This is a genomic window from Methylomonas koyamae (genome assembly GCF_019669905.1).
Taxonomy (GTDB): domain Bacteria; phylum Pseudomonadota; class Gammaproteobacteria; order Methylococcales; family Methylomonadaceae; genus Methylomonas; species Methylomonas koyamae.
Map to the genome: position 1 here is coordinate 2,810,843 of NZ_AP019777.1, position 19,555 is coordinate 2,830,397.

A 19,555-nucleotide genomic window follows, 5' to 3' on the forward strand; every position below is an offset into this window, starting at 1 on the left:
ACTTTGCCTAGCTTTAGTTGACCGTAGATAGCCTAAATCATTTGCCATTGATTCAATAGAATCGGGCCATACAAGCCAAAACACCGCAAAAACCAAGAGATGCAGAAAGACCAGACAATACAACACACCCCGATGATGCAGCAATACCTGCGCATCAAGGCGCAACATCCGGAGATTTTGTTGTTTTACCGGATGGGCGATTTTTACGAGCTGTTTTACGACGACGCCAAGCGCGCCGCGCAATTGCTGGACATCACGCTGACCGCGCGCGGCGCCTCGGCCGGCGCGCCGATTCCGATGGCCGGCATCCCTTACCACGCAGCCGAAAACTATATCGCCAGACTGTTGAAGCAAGGCGAGTCGATTGCGATCTGCGAGCAAATCGGCGATCCCGGCAAAACCAAGGGGCCGGTCGAACGTAAAGTCGTACGCATCGTCACGCCCGGCACCGTCACCGACGAAGCCTTGCTGGAGGACCGCAAGGACAATCTGCTGTTGGCGTTGGCGCGCTTCGATAAATCGATTGGCTTGGCCTGCCTGGATTTGACCAGCGGCAAGTTCGTACTGCAACAACTGGACAACGACAGCCAATTGCTGGCCGAAATCGAACGGCTGAATCCGGCCGAATTGCTGTATAGCGAAGACCAAGCCTTGCCTGCCGGCGTCAAGGAACGCAAGGGTTTGTGCAAACGGCCGCCCTGGCATTTCGAGTTGGATAGTTGCCGGCAATTGATACTCAAGCAATTCAACTGCCACGACCTGAAAGGCTTCGGCTGCGAACAGCTGCCGGCGGCGATTTGCGCGGCAGGTTGCTTGCTGCAATACGTGCGCGATACCCAATTCAACGCCCTGCCCCACATCCGCGGCATCGCGGTCGAGAACGAAGGCGATAGCATCAGCCTGGACGCCGCCAGCCGCCGCAACCTGGAACTGGACAGCCACCCCAGCGGCCAGATGCAATACACCCTGCTCGGCGTGCTGGACAAAACCGCCACGGCGATGGGCAGCCGCTGTTTGCGGCGCTGGTTGCACCGGCCTTTGCGCGACCAGACAGTGGTCAATGGCCGTTATGCCTGCATCGCCAGCCTGATCGACAACGAGCTGTATCGCGATTTGCAAACCAGCCTGCGCCAGGTTGGCGACATCGAACGCATCAGTTCGCGTATCGCCTTGAAATCGGCCCGCCCGCGCGACCTGTTGACCCTGCGCCTAACCTTGGCCGTATTGCCGGAGCTGCAACAAAAACTGGCCGGTAGCGACAATCCGCACCTGGACGCGTTGCGCGGACAATTGCGCGAACACCCGGAATTGGTCGATCTGTTGCAGCGCGCCATCATAGCCAATCCGCCGATGTTGATCCGCGACGGCGGCGTCATCGCCCCCGGTTTCAACACCGAACTCGACGAATTGCGCAACCTGAGCCAAAACGCCGACCAATTTTTGATCGACATGGAACAGCGCGAACGCGCCAGCACCGGCATCGCCAATTTAAAGGTGAATTACAACCGGGTGCACGGCTATTACATCGAAATTTCCAACGCCCAGGCCGACAAGGTGCCAGTGCATTACACCCGCAAACAGACTTTGAAAGGCGCCGAGCGTTACATCACGCCGGAACTCAAATCTTTCGAAGACAAGGTGCTCAGCGCCCGGGAAAAATCGCTGGCGTTTGAAAAAGCCTTGTACGACGAACTGCTGGGTACGCTGGGCGAGGCGTTGATCGATTTACAACAATGCGCGACGGCCTTGGCAGAATTGGATGTGTTGGTCAATTTTGCCGAACGCGCCGAAACCCTGGACTGGACGCAACCTGTTTTGACGCAAGAGCCAGGCATTCATATCGTCGCCGGCCGCCATCCGGTGGTCGAACAATTGTCCAGCATTCCGTTCGTTGCTAACGACCTGGATTTTTCCGGCGACAGACGCATGCTGGTCATCACCGGCCCCAACATGGGCGGTAAATCGACCTATATGCGTCAGGCGGCTTTGATCGTGTTGCTGGCCCACATCGGCAGTTACGTGCCGGCGCAGTCCCTGACTTGCGGCCCCGTTGACAAGATTTTCACCCGCATAGGCGCCTCCGACGATCTGTCCAGCGGCCGCTCGACCTTCATGGTCGAGATGTCGGAAACCGCCAACATCTTGCACAACGCCAGCGCCAACAGTTTGATTTTGATGGACGAAATCGGCCGCGGCACCAGCACCTTCGACGGCCTATCGCTGGCGTGGGCTTGCGCCGATTACCTGGCGCGCAACGTCAAGGCCTTTACCCTGTTCGCCACCCACTATTTCGAATTGACCACGCTGGCCGAGGAACAAAGCGGCATCCACAACATTCATCTGGATGCGATGGAACACGGCGACAAGATCGTGTTTTTACATGCGGTCAAGGACGGCCCGGCCAGCCAGAGTTACGGCTTGCAGGTCGCGGCGTTGGCCGGCGTGCCGCAATCGGTGATCGCCAACGCCAAGCACAAGCTGGCGCAATTGGAAAACGTCGCCTACATCGAGCAGCAGGACCGTAGCGAAATCGACCAATTCGATTTGTTTACCAGCCAGGAATGTCATCCGGCGCTGGTGTTGTTGGACGAACTCGATCCGGACCAACTCAGCCCCAGACAAGCGCTGGATACCCTATACCGTTTGGCCGGCTTGGTGAAAAACTACAAAACCTGAAGCGTTGCCAACGCTGCGCAGCCCAGACCGCCGGCGGGCCGGTTACCAAAATCGGCCCGCCGCACGCCGAACAATCGGCGCGGCCTTACTTGCCGTGGCACTAGCCGACTATAATTAGCCGACAGCCATTATTTATGTGAATCCCATGGCGAAACGCCGCTTCGAAAAACCGTTATTGATCTCGATTCTGGCGTTATCGACGGTGCTGCTGACCGTAAGCGATGCGTTGTGGCGCGTGGACCGTTGGATCTACGACTTGCAATTGCCGTTACTGGCGTCGCCGGCTTCGCCGGAGATCATCATCATAGAAGTCGACCAGAAAAGCCTAGCCGATTTCGGCCGTTGGCCCTGGCCACGAGACATCCACGCCCGGTTGCTGGAGTTTTTAGCTCGCTCGAAACCGCGGGCGATAGCCTTGGACTTTATTTTTTCCGAAGCCGACAAATCGCACCCCGAAGCCGATGCCCACCTCGCTCAAGCGTTAACCTTGGCCCGACCGGTAGTGCTACCTGTCGTCGTGGAATATAACGGCCAAACGTTGGTGGAAACCCTGCCGCTACCGGACTACGCCAAACATGCCGCACTCGGCCACGCCAACGTCGATTTGGACAAAGACGGCATCAGCCGCAGCATACTTTTGCAAGCCGGCTTGGGCGACAGGCTGTGGCCGGCTATGCCTTTGGCAATCTATGCCCAGCAACATCCGGAATTTCTGCAGGCGCTACCCGGCCTGCGCACCGAAACGCCGCGCGATTCGCTGCACGGCGACTTCCGGGTGTGGCTGCCGTTTTTCGATCCGAGCAGCGATTTCGCCCGCCTTTCTTATTCGGAGGTATTGTCCGGCAAAGTCCCGGCCCGAGTATTCGACGGTAAATACGTGCTGGTCGGCTTAACCGCGAGCGGCCTGGAACGCGAATTGCCGGCACCGTTGGCGGTCGGCGGCCGGCCGATGACCGGCGTCGAATTCATCGCCGCCGGCCTGGACGGCTTGTTGAAACAAACGCTGTGGCAGCCCTTACCGGGAATTTGGCAATTTTGGGCCAGTCTGGCGATAGCCGGTTGCTCGGTTTGGCTAAGCACCCGGTTCTCGCCGCGTTGGCTGCCGCCGGCGATACTGGCGCTTTCCGTGACGATTCTGTGCGGGAGTTGGCTGCTGCTGCGCCTGAGCCACTATTGGTTCGCGCCGTCGGTAGCGCTTTTCGTGTTGTGGTTCAGTTATCCGCTACGCAGTTGGCGCCATTTCGAGAAGTTGATCCAATCCTTGTTCGCCGAACGCAAACGGGCATTTGTCACGCTGAACGCAATCGCGGACGGCGTCATCACGACGACGCCGGACGGCGTGATCGACTACATGAACGCCGCCGCAATCGACATCGTCGGCCATAGACCGCCCAGCTCCAGCAGCCTTAATATCGACCGGATTTTCACTCTGGAAATTCGCGACAAACCATTCGCCATCGCCGATTTGATCCGGCAAAGCATCGCCGAAAACGCCCCGCTGAAATACAGCCATTGCCGGTTGACCGTGTCCGGGCAACACCAAATTACCGCCAACCTGGGGATTGCGCCTTTACTGGCCGGCAGGGGCGTGGCAAGCGGCGCCGTGATCAGCATTAACGATATCGGCGAACGGATGCTGATGGCGAAGATGCTGTTGCAGAAAACCGAAGAGCAAGCCGTAATGCGCGAATTGATTAACCGCGCCGAACAAATGAGTCTGGCCAAAAGCCAGTTCCTGTCGCAAATGAGTCACGAGCTGCGGACACCGCTGAACGCGGTGATCGGTTTCGCGCAACTGCTGCAAATGGACGATCCCGAGCATCCGCTGGATCCTTACCATCTGGATTCGGTGCAAGAGATCCTGAAGGCCGGCCAGCATTTGCTGGGTTTGATCAACGAACTACTCGATCTGGCCAAAATAGAATCGGGCAAAATCGCGATGAATATCCAAAGTGTGGCGCTAGCCGATTTGATTGGCGACTGTACGGCGTTGATTTCGCCGTTGGCACGCAGCAAAGGGCTGAACTTGGCCGTACAAAATCCGTTAGCTCCCGATGTCTTGTTGCAAGTCGACCCGAAACGGGCCAAGCAGATTCTGTTGAATTTCCTGTCCAACGCCGTCAAATACAACAGCCCGCAAGGCCGCATCGATTTGCACGCTCAACTCAGCGGCGGCGACCGGGTCCGTATTTCAATAACCGATACCGGCCAAGGTGTGGCCGAACAGGAACAAAAGCTGCTATTCCAGTCGTTTCAACGTTTGGGAGCCGAAAGCAGCGAGATCGAAGGCACCGGTATCGGCTTGGCCATCACCAAACAATTGGCCGAGCTGATGGACGGCGGCGTCGGCGTCAGCAGTACGCCGGGCGTTGGCAGCACTTTCTGGGTGGAATTTCCGCTGGCAAATGAACCCGCCGTGTTGACTCATCCCGTGATTGACCCGGCTCTTTGAGAACTTTGGGATTTAAGCCTGGAGGGTACTCGGCGCGCGGACGGGCACCCAATATCGGGCTTCGACAAGTTTCAGCCCCAACGGAATACAGGTAGGGTTATTACGGCGTCTCTGGGCAGTACGCCAATCGCGGCTATACTTTTCCGGCGCACCTCGCCGCCTTACGCGGCACGACCTACCTTCTTTTTTTCGATTGCCGAGGCTCTTATGAAACGTTTGCTTTTACCGTTATGCGTGGGGTTTGGCCTTACGCTCTCAACTGCCCCGTTCGCGGACGATAGCGTAATCGGTTACATCAAAACATCCACCGATGAAACCGCCATCATCGAAGCGGGTAATAAATCAAAGGCCGGCCTCGGATCGGCCGTGCATGTCGGCGACATCATCAAAACCGATGCCAATGGCTCTGCCGGATTGACGCTGAAGGACAACACCGTGCTATCCATCGGCCCGAACACTGAATTAAAAATCGAGGCATACCAATTTTTGCCGGAACAGGACCGGCTGGAATTGAACGCCAGCTTGCTGAGCGGCACCCTGCACTATATTTCCGGAGTCATCGCCAAACTCAAGCCGGAAGCGGTAAGGCTCAACACCCCGACCGGCGTTATCGCGGTCAGAGGAACCCGTTTTCTAGTCAAAATTGCAGAATAAGCCGAGTATTTGCCATGACCAAAATGCCCATATCAAAAAAATTTCTGACATTTGCCGCCGCATTGGCGTTGACCGGTTGCGCCGAATCCTACTTGGTATTGTTGGAGGACCACGACGGCAGCACCGGCAAGGTCACATTCAACAGCCGGGCCGGCGGCGAAACCTTGGTCGAAGCGGCCGGCTACGGTGCCGCGTTGAACAACGACAAGACGGTGTTTAAAGTGGAACAGCAACGCATCGAAAAAGATTTCGGCCGGGCCCTGGCCTCGGAACCGGTGCGTCCGGAAGTATTCCTGCTGTATTTCGAGACCGGCGGCGCCAAACTGACGCCGGAATCGGCAGCGTTGATACCGAAAATCGTCGAAGCGGCGGGCAATCACCCGGCAGCGGACATCTCGGTGATCGGCCACACCGACACGGTCGGCAATGCGGATAAGAACGAAAAACTGGCGCGAGAACGGGCTGTGGAAGTCAGCCGTTTGTTCGACCCGAGCAAACTGGACGTCAAGGAAGTGACCGTGACCTCGCACGGCGAGAAGAATTTATTGATCAAAACCCCGGACGAAACCTCGGAGCCGAAAAACCGGCGGGTGGAAGTCACGATCCGTTAAACCGGCCGGCGGTCCGGCCGGATGCCGGACCGCCCCCGTTTTATTCGCTAGCCAATATCTTGGCCAACTGCGCAGCGGGCACGTAACCGGGCAAAATATTCCCTTTTTGGGTCACTATCATCGGCGTGCCGTTCATGCCGAACGCTTCGCCCAAGGCCATATGTTCGTCGACCGGATTTTCACAGCTTTTGCTATCCAGGCTTTCGCCTTTCTTTGCTGAGGTCAGAGCTTTGTTTCTATCGGCCGCGCACCAGACAGAAACCGCTTTTTTGTAGGAATCGGAACCTTTACCGGCTCTAGGGAAAAACATATAGCGCACTGTGATGCCTTGCGCCAAATATTGATCGATTTCCGAATGCAATTTACGGCAGTAGCCGCAGTCGATGTCGGTAAACACCGAGACCGTGTGTTTGGGAGTCTCCGGTTTGAAGATAATCATCTTCTGTTCGCCGAGCTTGTCCAATTCCGCTTTACGAACGCCGGCCAATTTGGTCTCGGTGATATTTTTCTTGGCTTGCACGTCGAATAATTGGCCTTGCACCAAATATTTGCCGTCTTCGGAGGCATAAAAAATATTGCCGCCCATCGTCACTTCGTACAGCCCCTGAATTTCGGACGGTTTAACCGCATCGATTTTGCCTTCCGGCATAAACTCGCTGAGCGCCTTTTTGATTGCCGCTTCGTCGGCAACCGCTTGGCCGCAGGCCATCGCGGCCGATAAGGCCAGAAGGTGTGAGATTTTTTTCATGCTAGTACCAATGGAAGATAGTCAAGGAAAGCGGTTGACCGGGATTGCGCCGATTCGTTCAGCGTTATTGGAATAGCCGGTCGATATCGAGAAACATGGCTAACGCCATCAATAGCATCAACAGGACCATGCCAATCTGTTGGAAATACATCTGCATTTTCTCCGGAACCGGACTGCCTTTGACCGCTTCCACGGCAAAAAACAACAAATGGCCGCCATCCAATACCGGCACCGGCAAAAGATTCAATACGCCGAGACTGACGCTGACCAGACCCAGAAACTTCAGGAAGGCGGTCAGGCCCATTTCGGCAGATTGTCCGGCATACTGGGCGATACTGATCGGACCGCTCAGGTTTTCCACCGACGCCGACCCTACCACCATTTTACCCATCATTTTCAGGGTGTTGACGGCGTAGAACCAGGTTCTTTCGAACGCAGCCGGTACCGCATCGAGCGGGGACAGTGCATGCTTAACCAATAGCGAATCCAACAAATCCTTGGGCGTCTCGACACCTGCGCCGATCTTGCCGATGCTGTTACCGTCCTTCTGCTGCTCTCGGCGCGGTGTTAGCGTTAATTCCGAGCGGGCGCCGTTACGCTCTATCGTTAAGCTAATAGCGACTTCCGGGCGGGCCTGCACATATTCGACCCATTGTTGCCAATCGGCGATCTCGACGCCGTCGGCGCTGACCAGCAAATCGCCGCTTTGCAGACCGGCCTGTTTGGCCACACCGTCGTCCATCAGTTTGCCGACTACGGGTTTAATCTTCGGCGACCAGGGCTTCAAGCCCAAACGCTTGTGCAAACCTTCCGGCGTTTCGGCATCCCGGTCGGACAAGCGCAGCATATGGCTTTGCCGGCTGTCGTCCGCCGATTTGGTGGTTATACTGATTTCGCGTTCGCCGGCAATCGCCGCCGAGAGCAACGCGTCGAAGGTTTCTATCCAGGTTGGCGTCGTCTTGTCGTTAACGGCGACGATTTCGTCGCCCTCGACCAGACCGGCTTGCTCGGCCAGAGAACCTGGCTCGACTCCGCCGATCAACGGTTTGACACCGACTTCGCCAATGACCAGTACGACCCAGAACAACAGCACTGCCAGCAGCAGGTTGAACAACGGACCGGCCGCCACTACCGCGGTCCTGGCCCATAACGGCCGCCGATTGAACGCAAACGGCAGATCGGCCTCTTTGACGGCCTCCTCGCGTTCGTCGACCATCTTCACATAACCGCCCAATGGCACCGCAGCAATGACGAATTCGGTATCGTCTCCGCTTTTCCGCCACGACAGCAACGGCTTGCCGAAGCCAATCGAAAAACGGATGACTTTTACCCCGACCTTGCGTGCGACCCAAAAATGGCCGAATTCATGAAACGCCACCAGTACTGCGATGGCGACAATGAAGTAAAACAAGGTATGCAGGGTATCCATCTAACTCCTAATGCGACAGTTCGGTAATGACGGTTTCGGCAACCTCTCTGGCACGCCGGTCGGCGTCCAGAACGTGCTCCAAGGTATCGGCGGCTTCCGGTTCGAAACGGGCCATGCTGCGTTCGATGATTTTGGCAATATCGGTGAAACGCACCCGTTCGTTCAAAAATGCGTCGACAGCGATTTCATTGGCGGCGTTCAGCACAGTAGGCATGATGCCGCCGGCCTTGATCGCCTGGTATGCCAGCTTCAAACACGGAAAACGTTGCAAGTCGGGTTGCTCGAAATCCATGTGCTTGACTTGAAAAATGTTCAAGGGTTCCACACCGGAATCGAAACGCTCCGGCCAGGCCATTGCATGGGCGATCGGCGTACGCATATCCGGATTACCCATTTGCGCCAACACCGAGCCGTCGACGTAATCCACCATCGAATGAATGATGCTTTGAGGATGAATGACGACCTGAATCGCATCGGGGTCCATATCGAACAGCAAGCAGGCTTCGATCAGCTCCAGGCCCTTGTTCATCATCGTCGCGGAATCGACCGAGATTTTTCGTCCCATATCCCACTTGGGGTGGGCTACCGCCTGCTCCGGCGTGACGTGCTCCAGCTCGGCCAGCGGCGTTTGCCGAAACGGACCGCCGGAAGCGGTCAGTAAAATTCTACGGGCCTGCTTGGCGCGGTGTCCGGCGGTATATCCGGCCGGCATGCACTGGAATATGGCGTTATGCTCGCTATCGATGGGCAGTAAGGTGGCACCGGACTCGGCCACCGCATTCATGAAGATTTGGCCGGACATTACCAAAGCTTCCTTATTGGCTAGCAGCACCGCTTTACCGGCTTTCGCCGCAGCCAGAGTCGGCAGCAAACCGGCAGCGCCGACAATGGCGGCCATGACGGCGTCCACGTTATCCAGCGTCGCGACCTGAGCCAAGGCATCGGCGCCGGCCAGGACCTTAATGTCGGCAATCGGCGTGCCAGCCAGTTTATCCGTGAAAGCTTGGACATTGTCCGGGTTGGCAACTACGGCATATTCCGGCCGGTGCGCCAGACATTGTTCGAACAACGCGTCGATATTGCCATTGGCGGTTAACGCGACCACCTTGTATTGGTCGGGATGGCGGGCGACCACGTCCAGCGTACTAACGCCGATGGAGCCGGTGGCTCCGAGTATGCAAATGCCTTTCATGAGTAAAAAATCCTGCCGATCAGCAAAATGCCGGCATAAAAGAATGGGGCCGCGGCAATTACGCTATCCACCCGGTCCAGGATACCGCCGTGTCCAGGCAATAAGTTTCCACTGTCTTTCACGCCTTTTTTACGTTTGACCAGACTGAAAAACAAATCCCCGTAAATGGATACCAACACCGTTATCACCGACAAGATCAGCATATCGGTCCAGACCAGGCCGCCCAAAAAGCGCAGGCTACTGTCTTGGGCTTCGGCCGGTTCGTTGGCGGTCAACCAGCCGTAGATAGCGAAACCCAAGCCGCACAAGGCTGCCGAAGCCAACGCGCCGTACATACCCTGCACCGTTTTGCCGGGGCTGACTTCAGGAGCCAATTTCTCCTTGCCCCAGGTTTTGCCGGCAAAGTACGCGGAAATATCGGCGGCCCAAATCAGAATCAAAAAGTAAAGCACCATGCCGGTACCGTAATAAGCACGTAATTTGCTGAGGAACATCCAGGCGCCGAGCAGCACCATCCAGCCGACAAACGCCTTGAATCGGGGTTTGAACTCCATGCTCAGCAACTGCGGGCTGGTCTTTCTGATCAAGACCATCGTCAGAATCCAGAACGATACCGGCAATATGACAAACCACTCCAAAGCATCCGAATAATCCTTGATTTCCGGCCATTCCATTGCCTCGCTGGTCAGTTCCAACAACACGGTCCAGTAAGTCACACCCAGCATTGGCACAATCAGCGCGAGCAGAAACAGAATCTTGCTGCCGAGTTTGATAACGTCGGTCAACAGCATCCATTCGTAGGCGGCAGCCAGTGTGATCAGAGCGATAAACAACGAAAAATAGGTGGCGGGCAGCAACAGCACCGCAGCCGTGGCGGCCGCTGCCAAAACCAGCGCGGTTAAAATGCGTTTTACTAACATGTCGATTTTCTAGTTATTATGGTTATGGAAAACATGCCTAGACAACTCTGCCGGCGACAACCTGCTCGCCGGTGTGGCCGAAGCGGCGCTGCCGACGCTTGAAACTGCCGATGGCTTGTTGCAAGGCGTTGTGGTCGAAATCCGGCCACAATGCATCGGTGAAATAAAACTCCGTGTAAGCCAATTGCCAGAGCAGGAAATTACTGACCCGTTCCTCGCCGCCGGTACGGATAAATAGATCAGGTTCCGGCAAGCCGGCTGTCTGCAAATAACGCTCTACCAAATCTTCGCTGATTTCCTGTTCATCAATGGTACCGGCTTTGATTCCGGCCACGATTTGGCGCATGGCATTGGCGATATCCCAACGTCCGCCATAATTGGCGGCAATCAACAGAGTCAAACCGGTATTACTCGCTGTTTGCGCTTCGGCAGAGCGGATTTTATCTTGCAATTTGTCGTTGAAGGCGGTTTTGTCGCCAATGATTTTCAGGCGGATATTATTTCTGTCCAGTTTGTCGACCTCGGCTTGCAAGGTCGACATAAACAATTCCATCAACAGGCTGACTTCGTCCTTAGGCCGGCGCCAGTTCTCGCTGCTGAACGCAAACAAGGACAACACTTCGATGTTTTCCTTCGCGCAGAATTCGACGATTTTACGCACCGCCTTGACCCCGGCATGGTGCCCCATTATCCGCGGCATCAGACGCTTTTGCGCCCAACGGCCGTTACCATCCATGATGATGGCAATATGGCGCGGATTGCCGTTATCAATCACCGGTTTGTCGTCAACAGCATTCATGTCTTTCTCGGTTACATGGACAGCAAATCAGCTTCTTTTTCTTCCAGATGCTTTTCCACTTCCTTGATGTATTGGTCGGTCAGTTTTTGGATCTTGTCTTCCGCTTGGCGCGCGTCGTCTTCGGAAATCAATTTCTCTTTCAAAGCGTCTTTGATTGCGGCGTTGGCGTCGCGGCGAATGTTGCGGATCGACACCCGGCCCTGCTCGGCTTCGTTTTTTACGATTTTGACCAAATCTCGGCGGCGCTCCTCGGTCAAGGCCGGCAAAGGCAGTCGAATCACCGTACCCTGCGTGGCCGGGTTCAAACCCAAACCGGAAGACATGATCGCCTTTTCGATCGCCTGCACCATGCTTTTTTCCCACGGAACGACTTTCAGAGTCCGCGCGTCCTCGACCGTGACGTTGGCGACTTGCGACAACGGCGATTCGTTGCCGTAGTAAGACACCGAAATTTGGTCCAGCAAACTAGGATGGGCGCGCCCGGTTCTGATTTTGGTGAACGCTTTTTGCAACGCTTCGATACTTTTTACCATCCGCGCTGCAGCATCTTGTTGAATATCGCTAATCATTCTGTTAATTCCTCACGATCAGAGAGCCGATGTCTTCGCCGCGCATCAAACGCATTACGGCGCCCGGCTCGAATACATTCATTACCCGCATCGGCAAATTGTTATCCCGGCACAGTACCAAAGCGGTGGTATCCATGACGTTTAGACGCTGATCGATGGCTTCGTCATAGGTCAAACGGGGATAAAATACCGCATCGGGTACTTTCACGGGATCGGCCGAATAAACACCCTTGACCTTGGTGGCCTTGATCATCAACTCGGCGTCGATTTCGATGGCACGCAAGCTGGCCGCGGTATCGGTGGTAAAAAACGGGTTACCGGTGCCGGCGGCAAAAATGGCGACACGGCCTTTTTCCAAATGGCGGACCGCCCGGCGGCGAATGTAGTCTTCGCACACCTGGTTGATTTTCAAGGCGGTCATGACTCGCACCGGTTGGCCCAGGTACTCCAATGCATCCTGCATGGCCAAGGCGTTGATCACGGTGGCGAGCATACCCATCTGGTCGCCGGTGACCCGATTCAAACCTTCCGACGCCTTTTCGCCGCCGCGTAAAATGTTACCGCCGCCAATTACCAGACCTACCTGGATACCGGCGTCGCACAAGTCTTTCACTTCCTGAGCCAAGCGCTGGACAATATCCGGATCGATACTGCCGCCCCGTTCGCTCATCAGTGCTTCACCGCTCAACTTCAGCAAAATTCTCTGACAAATCAATTGACTCATATTCAAATATCCAGCGTAAAGGGTAAAAGCAACGAAACATCCAGAAAAATAAACCCGGAAAACCGGGTTTATGTCCTGGGCGGGGTTAACCTCTGACTTGCGCCATAACTTCGGCGGCGAAATCCTCTTCTTTCTTTTCGATACCCTCGCCTACTTCGAAACGGGCGAAACGCAACGCGGCATTGCCTTTTTCCTTCAACAGCTGGCCAACGGTTTTGCTGTCGTCTTTAATGAAAGCTTGGCCTTGCAACGTGATTTCCGACAAAAATTTGTTGACCCGGCCTGAAACCATTTTTTCGACGATATCGGCAGGTTTACCTTTGATCTTTTCTTCTTGCTGAGCCAAGAAAATTTCTTTCTCTTTTTCGATAGTTTCCGGAGCAACTTCATCGGCGGAAATGCAAGCAGGTTTACTGGCGGCGATGTGCATCGCGACATCTTTACCCAGTTCCGCATCCGCTTTAGCCAATTCGACGATAACGCCGATTTTGCTGCCATGCAGATACGCCGCTTGGCCGCCATCGGCGGTGGAATATTTCACGAACCGGCGTACGGTAATGTTTTCGCCGATTTTAGCGATCAAAGCCCGCCGAGTATCGTCCACACTGACGCCGGTGCTGAGCAGCATCGCTTGCAACTCTTCGTCGCTGTTGACGTTGTTGTTCAACAAGCTGTTGACGACATCGTTGGTGAAACCGATAAAGTCGTCGCCTTTGGCTACGAAATCGGTTTCGCAGTTGACGTCGACCATGACCACGGTTTTGCCGTCGTCGGATACTTTGACGCCGATGACGCCTTCCGCCGCGATCCGGCCGGATTTTTTGTCGGCTTTTGCCAGACCGGCTTTACGCATGTTTTCGATCGCCAATTCCATATCGCCGTTGGCTTCGACCAAGGCTTTCTTACATTCCATCATGCCCGAACCGGTACGTTCACGCAGTTCCTTGACCATCGCCGCACTAATACTCATCGTTTTTTTCCTCAATTTATCAACTAAAAAAACGCCTCACTAAGGAGGCGTTTAAAAGACAGTCTGTTCTGAACGCTAGGTCCAGGAGCCCGGCGGCGGCGCCGGGCAGCTTGTAATACTTACGCTTCCGAGACGACTTCTTCTACAAATTCGTCGACTTTAGCCGAAGCGTCCATACGCAGTGCCTTGGCTTCCAGAATAGCGGCGGAAGCGCTTTGGCAATACAGCGTGACTGCACGAATGGAATCGTCATTTCCCGGAATCACGTAATCGATTTTTTCCGGAGAGTTGTTCGAATCGACCACGCCTACTACCGGGATGCCCAATTTTTTGGCTTCCATAATCGCATTTTTTTCGTAACCGACGTCCAGGACGAAAATCACGTCCGGCGTGCCGCGCATATCTTTGATACCGCCCAGGCTGCGTTCGAGCTTCTCCAGCTCGCGCTCCATACCCAAAGCTTCCTTCTTGCTGAAACGTTGGTACAGGGTACCGTCGGCTTTCATCGCCTCCAGTTCTTTCAGGCGGTTGATCGATTTTTTAATGGTTTTGAAGTTGGTCAACATGCCGCCCAACCAACGATGGTTGACGTAAGGCATGCCACAACGTTTTGCTTCTTCGGCTACTGTTTTGCGCGCGGCTTTTTTGGTGCCGACGAACAGGATGGTACCTTTGTTCGCGGTCATTTGACCGAGGTAGTTCATCGCATCGTTAAACAATGGAAGGGTTTGTTCCAAATCAATGATGTGGATTTTATTACGGGCTCCAAACAAGTATGAAGCCATTTTCGGGTTCCAGTAACGGGTTTGATGTCCGAAGTGAACACCCGCTTCCAGCATTTGACGCATTGACACTGCTGCCATTTACTTCTCCTAATATTGCCGAATTTTCGGCTTTGGGTTACGCCTCCACCCGCCCCGACCAGTGACCGTAAACCCAAGGTTTTCGGCACCCCACCGACCGTGTCGACAAGTGTGAGTATTGATTACATAGTGAACTTACCTTTATACCATGATTACAATTTCACAACAACTTCAAGTCTGATAGACTCGGCGGCATAGCGTGCAGGGGTTGACTCCGGTTTTTGCCGCAAGCCCTGCTCGAATCGCACTCGTTATTCATTCTTAAAATTGACCCGATGACCATAATTATCAAAACCGCCGACGAAATCGAGAAGATGCGCGTAGCCTGCAAACTGGCCGCCGACGTGCTGGACATGATCGCTCCGCATGTCGCCGCCGGCGTCGCTACCGAGGAACTCGACCGCATCTGCCACGAATATATCGTCGACGTGCAACAAGCTATCCCGGCACCGTTAAATTACCGGGGCTTCCCGAAATCGATATGCACCTCGATCAATCACCAAATTTGCCACGGCATCCCCAGCGATAAAAAACTGAAAAACGGCGATATCGTTAATATCGATATCACCGTGATTAAGGACGGCTACCACGGCGATACCAGCAAAATGTTCTGCGTCGGCGAGGTCAGCCCGCACGCCAAACGCCTGGTCGACGTGACCCGGGAGAGCTTGTTTTTAGGCATCGAACAAGTCAAACCGGGCGCGCATTTCGGCGACATCGGCTACGCCATACAAAAGCACGCCGAAGCCAACCGCTACTCGGTCGTGCGCGAATTTTGCGGCCATGGCATCGGCAAAAAATTCCACGAAGACCCGCACGTCATGCATTTCGGCAAACGCGGCGAAGGCGCAATGATGGAGCCGGGCATGATATTCACGATAGAACCCATGCTCAACCTCGGCAAACGCCACATGAAAATCCTTCCCGACGGCTGGACCGCCGTAACCAAGGACCGCAGCTTGTCGGCCCAATGGGAACACACGATTCTGGTGACCGAACAAGGCTACGAAATATTGACCTTGAGACAGGACGAATTGTGAGCCCGTTTCCGTTCACGGAAAGCGACTTTTTGGGTTGTTTCGAACAGGACAACCCGATTGCCGAGTTTAAGAACGCGATCGCCGCGGAAAACTCCCATTTAAAACTGCGCTTTAATCCGGACCAGGCTACCGCCGGCCTGCTCACCGAAAAAGCCCGCTTCATCGACAACATACTCACCGCGTGCTGGCTGCATTTCCTCGGCCCGGCAGCCGACTTGCACTGCCTGATTGCCACCGGCGGTTACGGCCGCAGCGAGCTGTTTCCGCATTCGGATATCGACATACTGGTTTTACTGGCCGACGCCGATCCGGCCGACTACCAACACTCGCTGTCCGGCTTTTGCAACTTTCTGTGGGATATCGGCCTGAAACCGGGCCTCAGCACACGCGATGTCGACGACTGCCTAACGGCCGCTCAAGACGATCAAACCGTGTTTACCAGCCTACTAGAAATGCGCCTGATCGGCGGCAACACCGAGCTTTTCGAAAAGCTGAAAAGCCGCGTCAGTTCCGAGGCACTATGGCCTTCCGACCAATTTTTCCCGGCAAAAATGCTGGAACAACAAAAACGCTACGCCAAATACCACGACACCGCGTACAACCTGGAACCCAACATCAAGGAAGGCCCGGGCGGCCTGCGCGATTTACAAGTGATTAGCTGGGTATTCAAGCGCCACTATAATGCCTCGTCGCTGCGGGAATTGATCAAATACGGCTTTCTGCCCAAATCCGAATACGACAACCTGATCACGGCGCGCGACATTCTGTGGCGCCTGCGTTTCGCTTTGCATAATTTGACCAACCGCTGCGAAGACCGCTTGGTATTCGACTACCAACGGGAACTTGCCAGCCAATTCGGCTACGTCGACCGCAACGAACAACCCGACGTCGAACAGTTCATGCAGTTCTACTTCAAAACGGTCGTCGACATCGAGCGGCTGAACGAAATGCTGTTGCAATTACTCAACGAGCGCCTGATCAGCAACAAGGAAAGCCTGACCCCGATACCGATCACCGCCAACTTCTCGTCGATAGACGGCTACCTGGAAGTCAGCAACAAAGACGTATTTCAAAAACAACCGCTGGCCTTGCTGGAAATTTTCCTGATCCTGCAGCAATCGCCGTCGCTCAAAGGCATTCGCGCCAGCACGATCCGGCTGATCAGAAAAAATTTGCCGCTGATCGACGAAAACTTTCGCCACAACAAACAGGCCAACCGGTTGTTCATGGACATCCTACGCCAGCCGCGCGGCATCACCAGCCAGTTGAAACGGATGAACCGCTACGGCGTACTGGCAGCCTATTTGCCGGACTTCGCCAATATCGTGGCCCGGATGCAATACGACCTGTTCCATATTTACACAGTGGACGAACACACGCTATTCGTGATCCGCAATCTACGCCGCTTCTCGCTGGCCAAGCACAATAACGAACTGCCGTTTTGCAACAACATTTTTCTGCTGATCGCTAAACCCGACATCCTGTATCTGGCGGCGTTATTCCATGACATCGCCAAAGGCCGCGGCGGAGACCATTCCACGCTGGGCGAAACCGTGGCCCGCAACTTCTGCCTGCAACACGAATTGCCCAACCACGACACCAAGGTCATTACCTGGCTGGTGCGCCACCACCTGCTGATGTCGATGACCGCGCAACGCAAAGATATCAGCGATCCGGACGTGATTCACACCTTCGCATTGCAAATCGGCAGCATCGAATACCTGAACTACCTGTACCTATTGACCGTGGCCGACATTCGCGCCACCAATCCCAGCCTGTGGAACGCCTGGAAAGACGCACTACTGAAAGAACTCTACATTTCGACCCACCAAGCGCTGCATCGGGGCCTGCACAATCCGGTAGCCCGCTCGGAAAGGGTGCAGGAGAACAAGAAAGAGGCGCGCGAAGAACTATTGAAACTGGGAATTTCCAAAACCACGATCAAGCAGTCTTGGCAACACCTCAGCGACGATTACTTTCTGCGTTACTCCGCCGACGAAATCGCCTGGCATACCATTGCCATCGCCGCCTGCCAGGAAAGCGAACTGCCGCTGGTATTGCTGCGGCCGCAGACTCAACGCGGCAGCGCCGAAATATTCATTTATACCCGCAACGAAGCCCTGTTGTTCTCAATTTGCACGGCGACGCTGGACCAACTGGGCCTGACCATCCTGGACGCGCGGATCATTACCACTGCGGACCAGTACGTTTTGAACAGCTTTCAGGTGCTCGAACAATCGGGCGAAGCGATCAACGATCTATACCGGGAGGTCCATATCTGCAACGCATTGCGCCAAGGCCTGATTGCCAAAAAAGCCAAAGCCTCGAAGAATATCCACAAACAATCCCGCCAGGCCCGGCACTTCCCGATCGAGACCAGCATTACCTTTCTGGACGATCCTTCGCATAAACACACGATTGTGGAACTGGTCACGACGGACCATGCCGGCCTGTTATCGGCCATCGGCCGCGCGTTTACCGAACTCGACATTCAACTGCACGACGCCAAAATCACGACGATAGGCAGCCGCGCCGAGGATATGTTCTACATTACCGACCCGCAGTCGCGTCCGATCGACGACGATCACAAAAAACAACAGCTGCGCACGACGATGCTGCGCTACCTGGACCTGAAAAACTGAGCGCGCTAACCGGCCGACAGACGTTCGCCGCGCGCCAATTTCGGTAAGCGCCCCTCCAGCCCCATCGCTGCTTTCATGACTTTATTTCGCGCCGGCGTGATGCGCTGCGCCAAACCCAGACCGAGATTGCGCAGCAACTTGACCGGCAGAATGTCGTTGCTGAACGAACGGTAAAACACATCCATCACCGTCATCATCTTTAGGTTTTCGTTACGCCGCATCGCTTCGTAACGCCGCAGAACCGAAACATCGGCAAAGCTTTTACCTCGGCTGCAGGCATCGACCACCACTTCAGCCAACGCCGCGGCATCCAGCAAACCGATATTGACGCCCTGCCCGGCCAGCGGGTTAATCATGTGCGCCGCGTCGCCGACCAAGGCGACGCCCTGCTTAACGTAGGCCTGCGCATGCTGGCGCCGCAACGGGAAACTCGCCACGCCGAGCACCTGCTTGACTTCGCCTAGACATTCCGGAAACGCGCCGACCAATTCCGCCTTAAGCTGCTCGAACGGCAGGGCTTGCAAGCGCCTAACCTCATCCGGCGATTGGTACCAAACGATGGAACCGTAATTGCCGGTTAACGGCAGAAACGCTTGCGGCCCGGACGAAACAAAGCGCTGCCAGGTGATGTCCTGCTGCGGATATGCCGTCTCGATGTAAATCACCAACGCATGCTGGTTATAGTCCCAACTGGTAACGCCCAAACCGACCGCCTGCCTAACCCTGGAGTGGCCGCCGTCGGCAGCGACCAACAGCTTGGCTTGCAGTTCGCGGCCATTCTCCAGCGCCACAACGGATTGGGCGCCGTCGTAATCGATTCGCTTGATAGCCTGCGGCATCAATAGCTCGACGTTATCAAAAGCGGCCAATCTATCGAGTAATGCCAATTGCGTAATCCGGTTTTCGACGATATAACCCAACTCGGGATAGCTGATATCGGTACTGTCGAAGGTCGTATCGCCCGCATTCTCCCATACGCGCATGCGCCGGAACGGGCAATAACGCCGCGAGGTCACGCCCTCCCAGGCGCCGACGGTTTCCAGGATGTTTTTCGAAGCGATGCTGAGCGCAGAAACCCTTAAGTCATGCGGCTGATCGGCGGAAAACGGTTCAGGCGTCTGGGCTTCCACCACGACCACCTTCAAACGGCTGCCGCCTAAACTGCATGCCAACGCCGCACCGACCATGCCGCCACCCACAATCACCACATCAATTTGTTCTTTCATATTTGGTCACAAAGTTTTAAAACAGAAGCCTAACGGCAAA

Annotated in this window: 16 protein-coding genes; 6 read left to right on the plus strand and 10 right to left on the minus strand. The window is 55.1% G+C overall.

Features of this window, described 5'->3' with window-relative positions:
- Positions 1–99 precede the first annotated feature (99 nt).
- The 4 genes from mutS to MKFW12EY_RS12665 all read left to right on the plus strand — a co-directional run bounded on the left by mutS (position 100) and on the right by MKFW12EY_RS12665 (position 6,393).
- On the plus strand, positions 100–2,676 hold the full coding sequence (mutS, locus tag MKFW12EY_RS12650; RefSeq protein ID WP_245006301.1) for a DNA mismatch repair protein MutS: 2,577 nt from the start codon (positions 100–102) through the stop codon (positions 2,674–2,676).
- Between the two features lie 145 nt (positions 2,677–2,821).
- Positions 2,822–5,128 carry a CHASE2 domain-containing protein gene (locus MKFW12EY_RS12655; protein ID WP_221053115.1) on the plus strand — a complete coding sequence of 769 codons (2,307 nt, stop codon included), beginning with the start codon at positions 2,822–2,824 and terminating at the stop codon, positions 5,126–5,128.
- 207 nt (positions 5,129–5,335) lie between these two features.
- A complete protein-coding gene (locus MKFW12EY_RS12660; RefSeq protein ID WP_064040833.1) occupies positions 5,336–5,782 on the plus strand; it encodes a FecR family protein in 447 nt (148 codons plus the stop codon).
- 14 nt (positions 5,783–5,796) lie between these two features.
- Positions 5,797–6,393 carry an OmpA family protein gene (locus MKFW12EY_RS12665; RefSeq protein ID WP_054759032.1) on the plus strand — a complete coding sequence of 199 codons (597 nt, stop codon included), beginning with the start codon at positions 5,797–5,799 and terminating at the stop codon, positions 6,391–6,393.
- Positions 6,394–6,433: 40 nt separating this feature from the next.
- Here MKFW12EY_RS12665 and dsbC read toward each other — a convergent pair whose 3' ends face one another.
- From dsbC to rpsB, 9 genes are all read right to left on the minus strand, one after another.
- Positions 6,434–7,141, minus strand: coding sequence for a bifunctional protein-disulfide isomerase/oxidoreductase DsbC (gene dsbC, locus MKFW12EY_RS12670; protein WP_221053116.1), 708 nt, complete (start codon positions 7,139–7,141; stop codon positions 6,434–6,436).
- A gap of 64 nt (positions 7,142–7,205) precedes the next feature.
- Positions 7,206–8,570, minus strand: coding sequence for an RIP metalloprotease RseP (gene rseP / locus MKFW12EY_RS12675; RefSeq protein WP_221053117.1), 1,365 nt, complete (start codon positions 8,568–8,570; stop codon positions 7,206–7,208).
- Positions 8,571–8,577: 7 nt separating this feature from the next.
- Positions 8,578–9,762: a 1-deoxy-D-xylulose-5-phosphate reductoisomerase gene (gene ispC / locus MKFW12EY_RS12680; protein ID WP_221053118.1), complete on the minus strand. Its 1,185-nt coding sequence runs from the start codon at positions 9,760–9,762 to the stop codon at positions 8,578–8,580.
- Positions 9,759–10,682, minus strand: coding sequence for a phosphatidate cytidylyltransferase (locus MKFW12EY_RS12685; protein ID WP_054759028.1), 924 nt, complete (start codon positions 10,680–10,682; stop codon positions 9,759–9,761). Before MKFW12EY_RS12685 ends, ispC begins: the two co-directional genes overlap by 4 nt.
- A 37-nt stretch (positions 10,683–10,719) precedes the next feature.
- Positions 10,720–11,481, minus strand: a complete 762-nt coding sequence (locus MKFW12EY_RS12690; protein WP_054759026.1) for an undecaprenyl pyrophosphate synthase — start codon at positions 11,479–11,481, stop codon at positions 10,720–10,722.
- An 11-nt stretch (positions 11,482–11,492) separates the two neighbouring features.
- Positions 11,493–12,050 carry a ribosome recycling factor gene (gene frr / locus MKFW12EY_RS12695; RefSeq protein ID WP_054759024.1) on the minus strand — a complete coding sequence of 186 codons (558 nt, stop codon included), beginning with the start codon at positions 12,048–12,050 and terminating at the stop codon, positions 11,493–11,495.
- A gap of 4 nt (positions 12,051–12,054) precedes the next feature.
- Entirely contained in the window at positions 12,055–12,774 is a 720-nt protein-coding gene (gene pyrH, locus MKFW12EY_RS12700) for a UMP kinase (RefSeq protein WP_054759022.1), read from the minus strand.
- Between the two features lie 85 nt (positions 12,775–12,859).
- On the minus strand, positions 12,860–13,744 hold the full coding sequence (gene tsf, locus MKFW12EY_RS12705; protein WP_054759020.1) for a translation elongation factor Ts: 885 nt from the start codon (positions 13,742–13,744) through the stop codon (positions 12,860–12,862).
- A gap of 119 nt (positions 13,745–13,863) precedes the next feature.
- Entirely contained in the window at positions 13,864–14,607 is a 744-nt protein-coding gene (rpsB, locus tag MKFW12EY_RS12710) for a 30S ribosomal protein S2 (RefSeq protein WP_054759018.1), read from the minus strand.
- A gap of 275 nt (positions 14,608–14,882) precedes the next feature.
- On the opposite strand from rpsB, the gene map reads away from it, so the two are divergent.
- The gene (gene map, locus MKFW12EY_RS12715; RefSeq protein ID WP_221053119.1) at positions 14,883–15,647 is read left to right on the plus strand and encodes a type I methionyl aminopeptidase; all 765 of its coding nucleotides are present in this window, start codon (positions 14,883–14,885) and stop codon (positions 15,645–15,647) included.
- Entirely contained in the window at positions 15,644–18,289 is a 2,646-nt protein-coding gene (gene glnD / locus MKFW12EY_RS12720) for a [protein-PII] uridylyltransferase (RefSeq protein WP_245006302.1), read from the plus strand. Before map ends, glnD begins: the two co-directional genes overlap by 4 nt.
- Before the next feature lie 5 nt (positions 18,290–18,294).
- Here the strand turns inward: glnD and MKFW12EY_RS12725 are convergent, their stop codons facing one another.
- On the minus strand, positions 18,295–19,515 hold the full coding sequence (locus MKFW12EY_RS12725) for an FAD-dependent monooxygenase (protein WP_064025968.1): 1,221 nt from the start codon (positions 19,513–19,515) through the stop codon (positions 18,295–18,297).
- Positions 19,516–19,555: the final 40 nt, after the last annotated feature.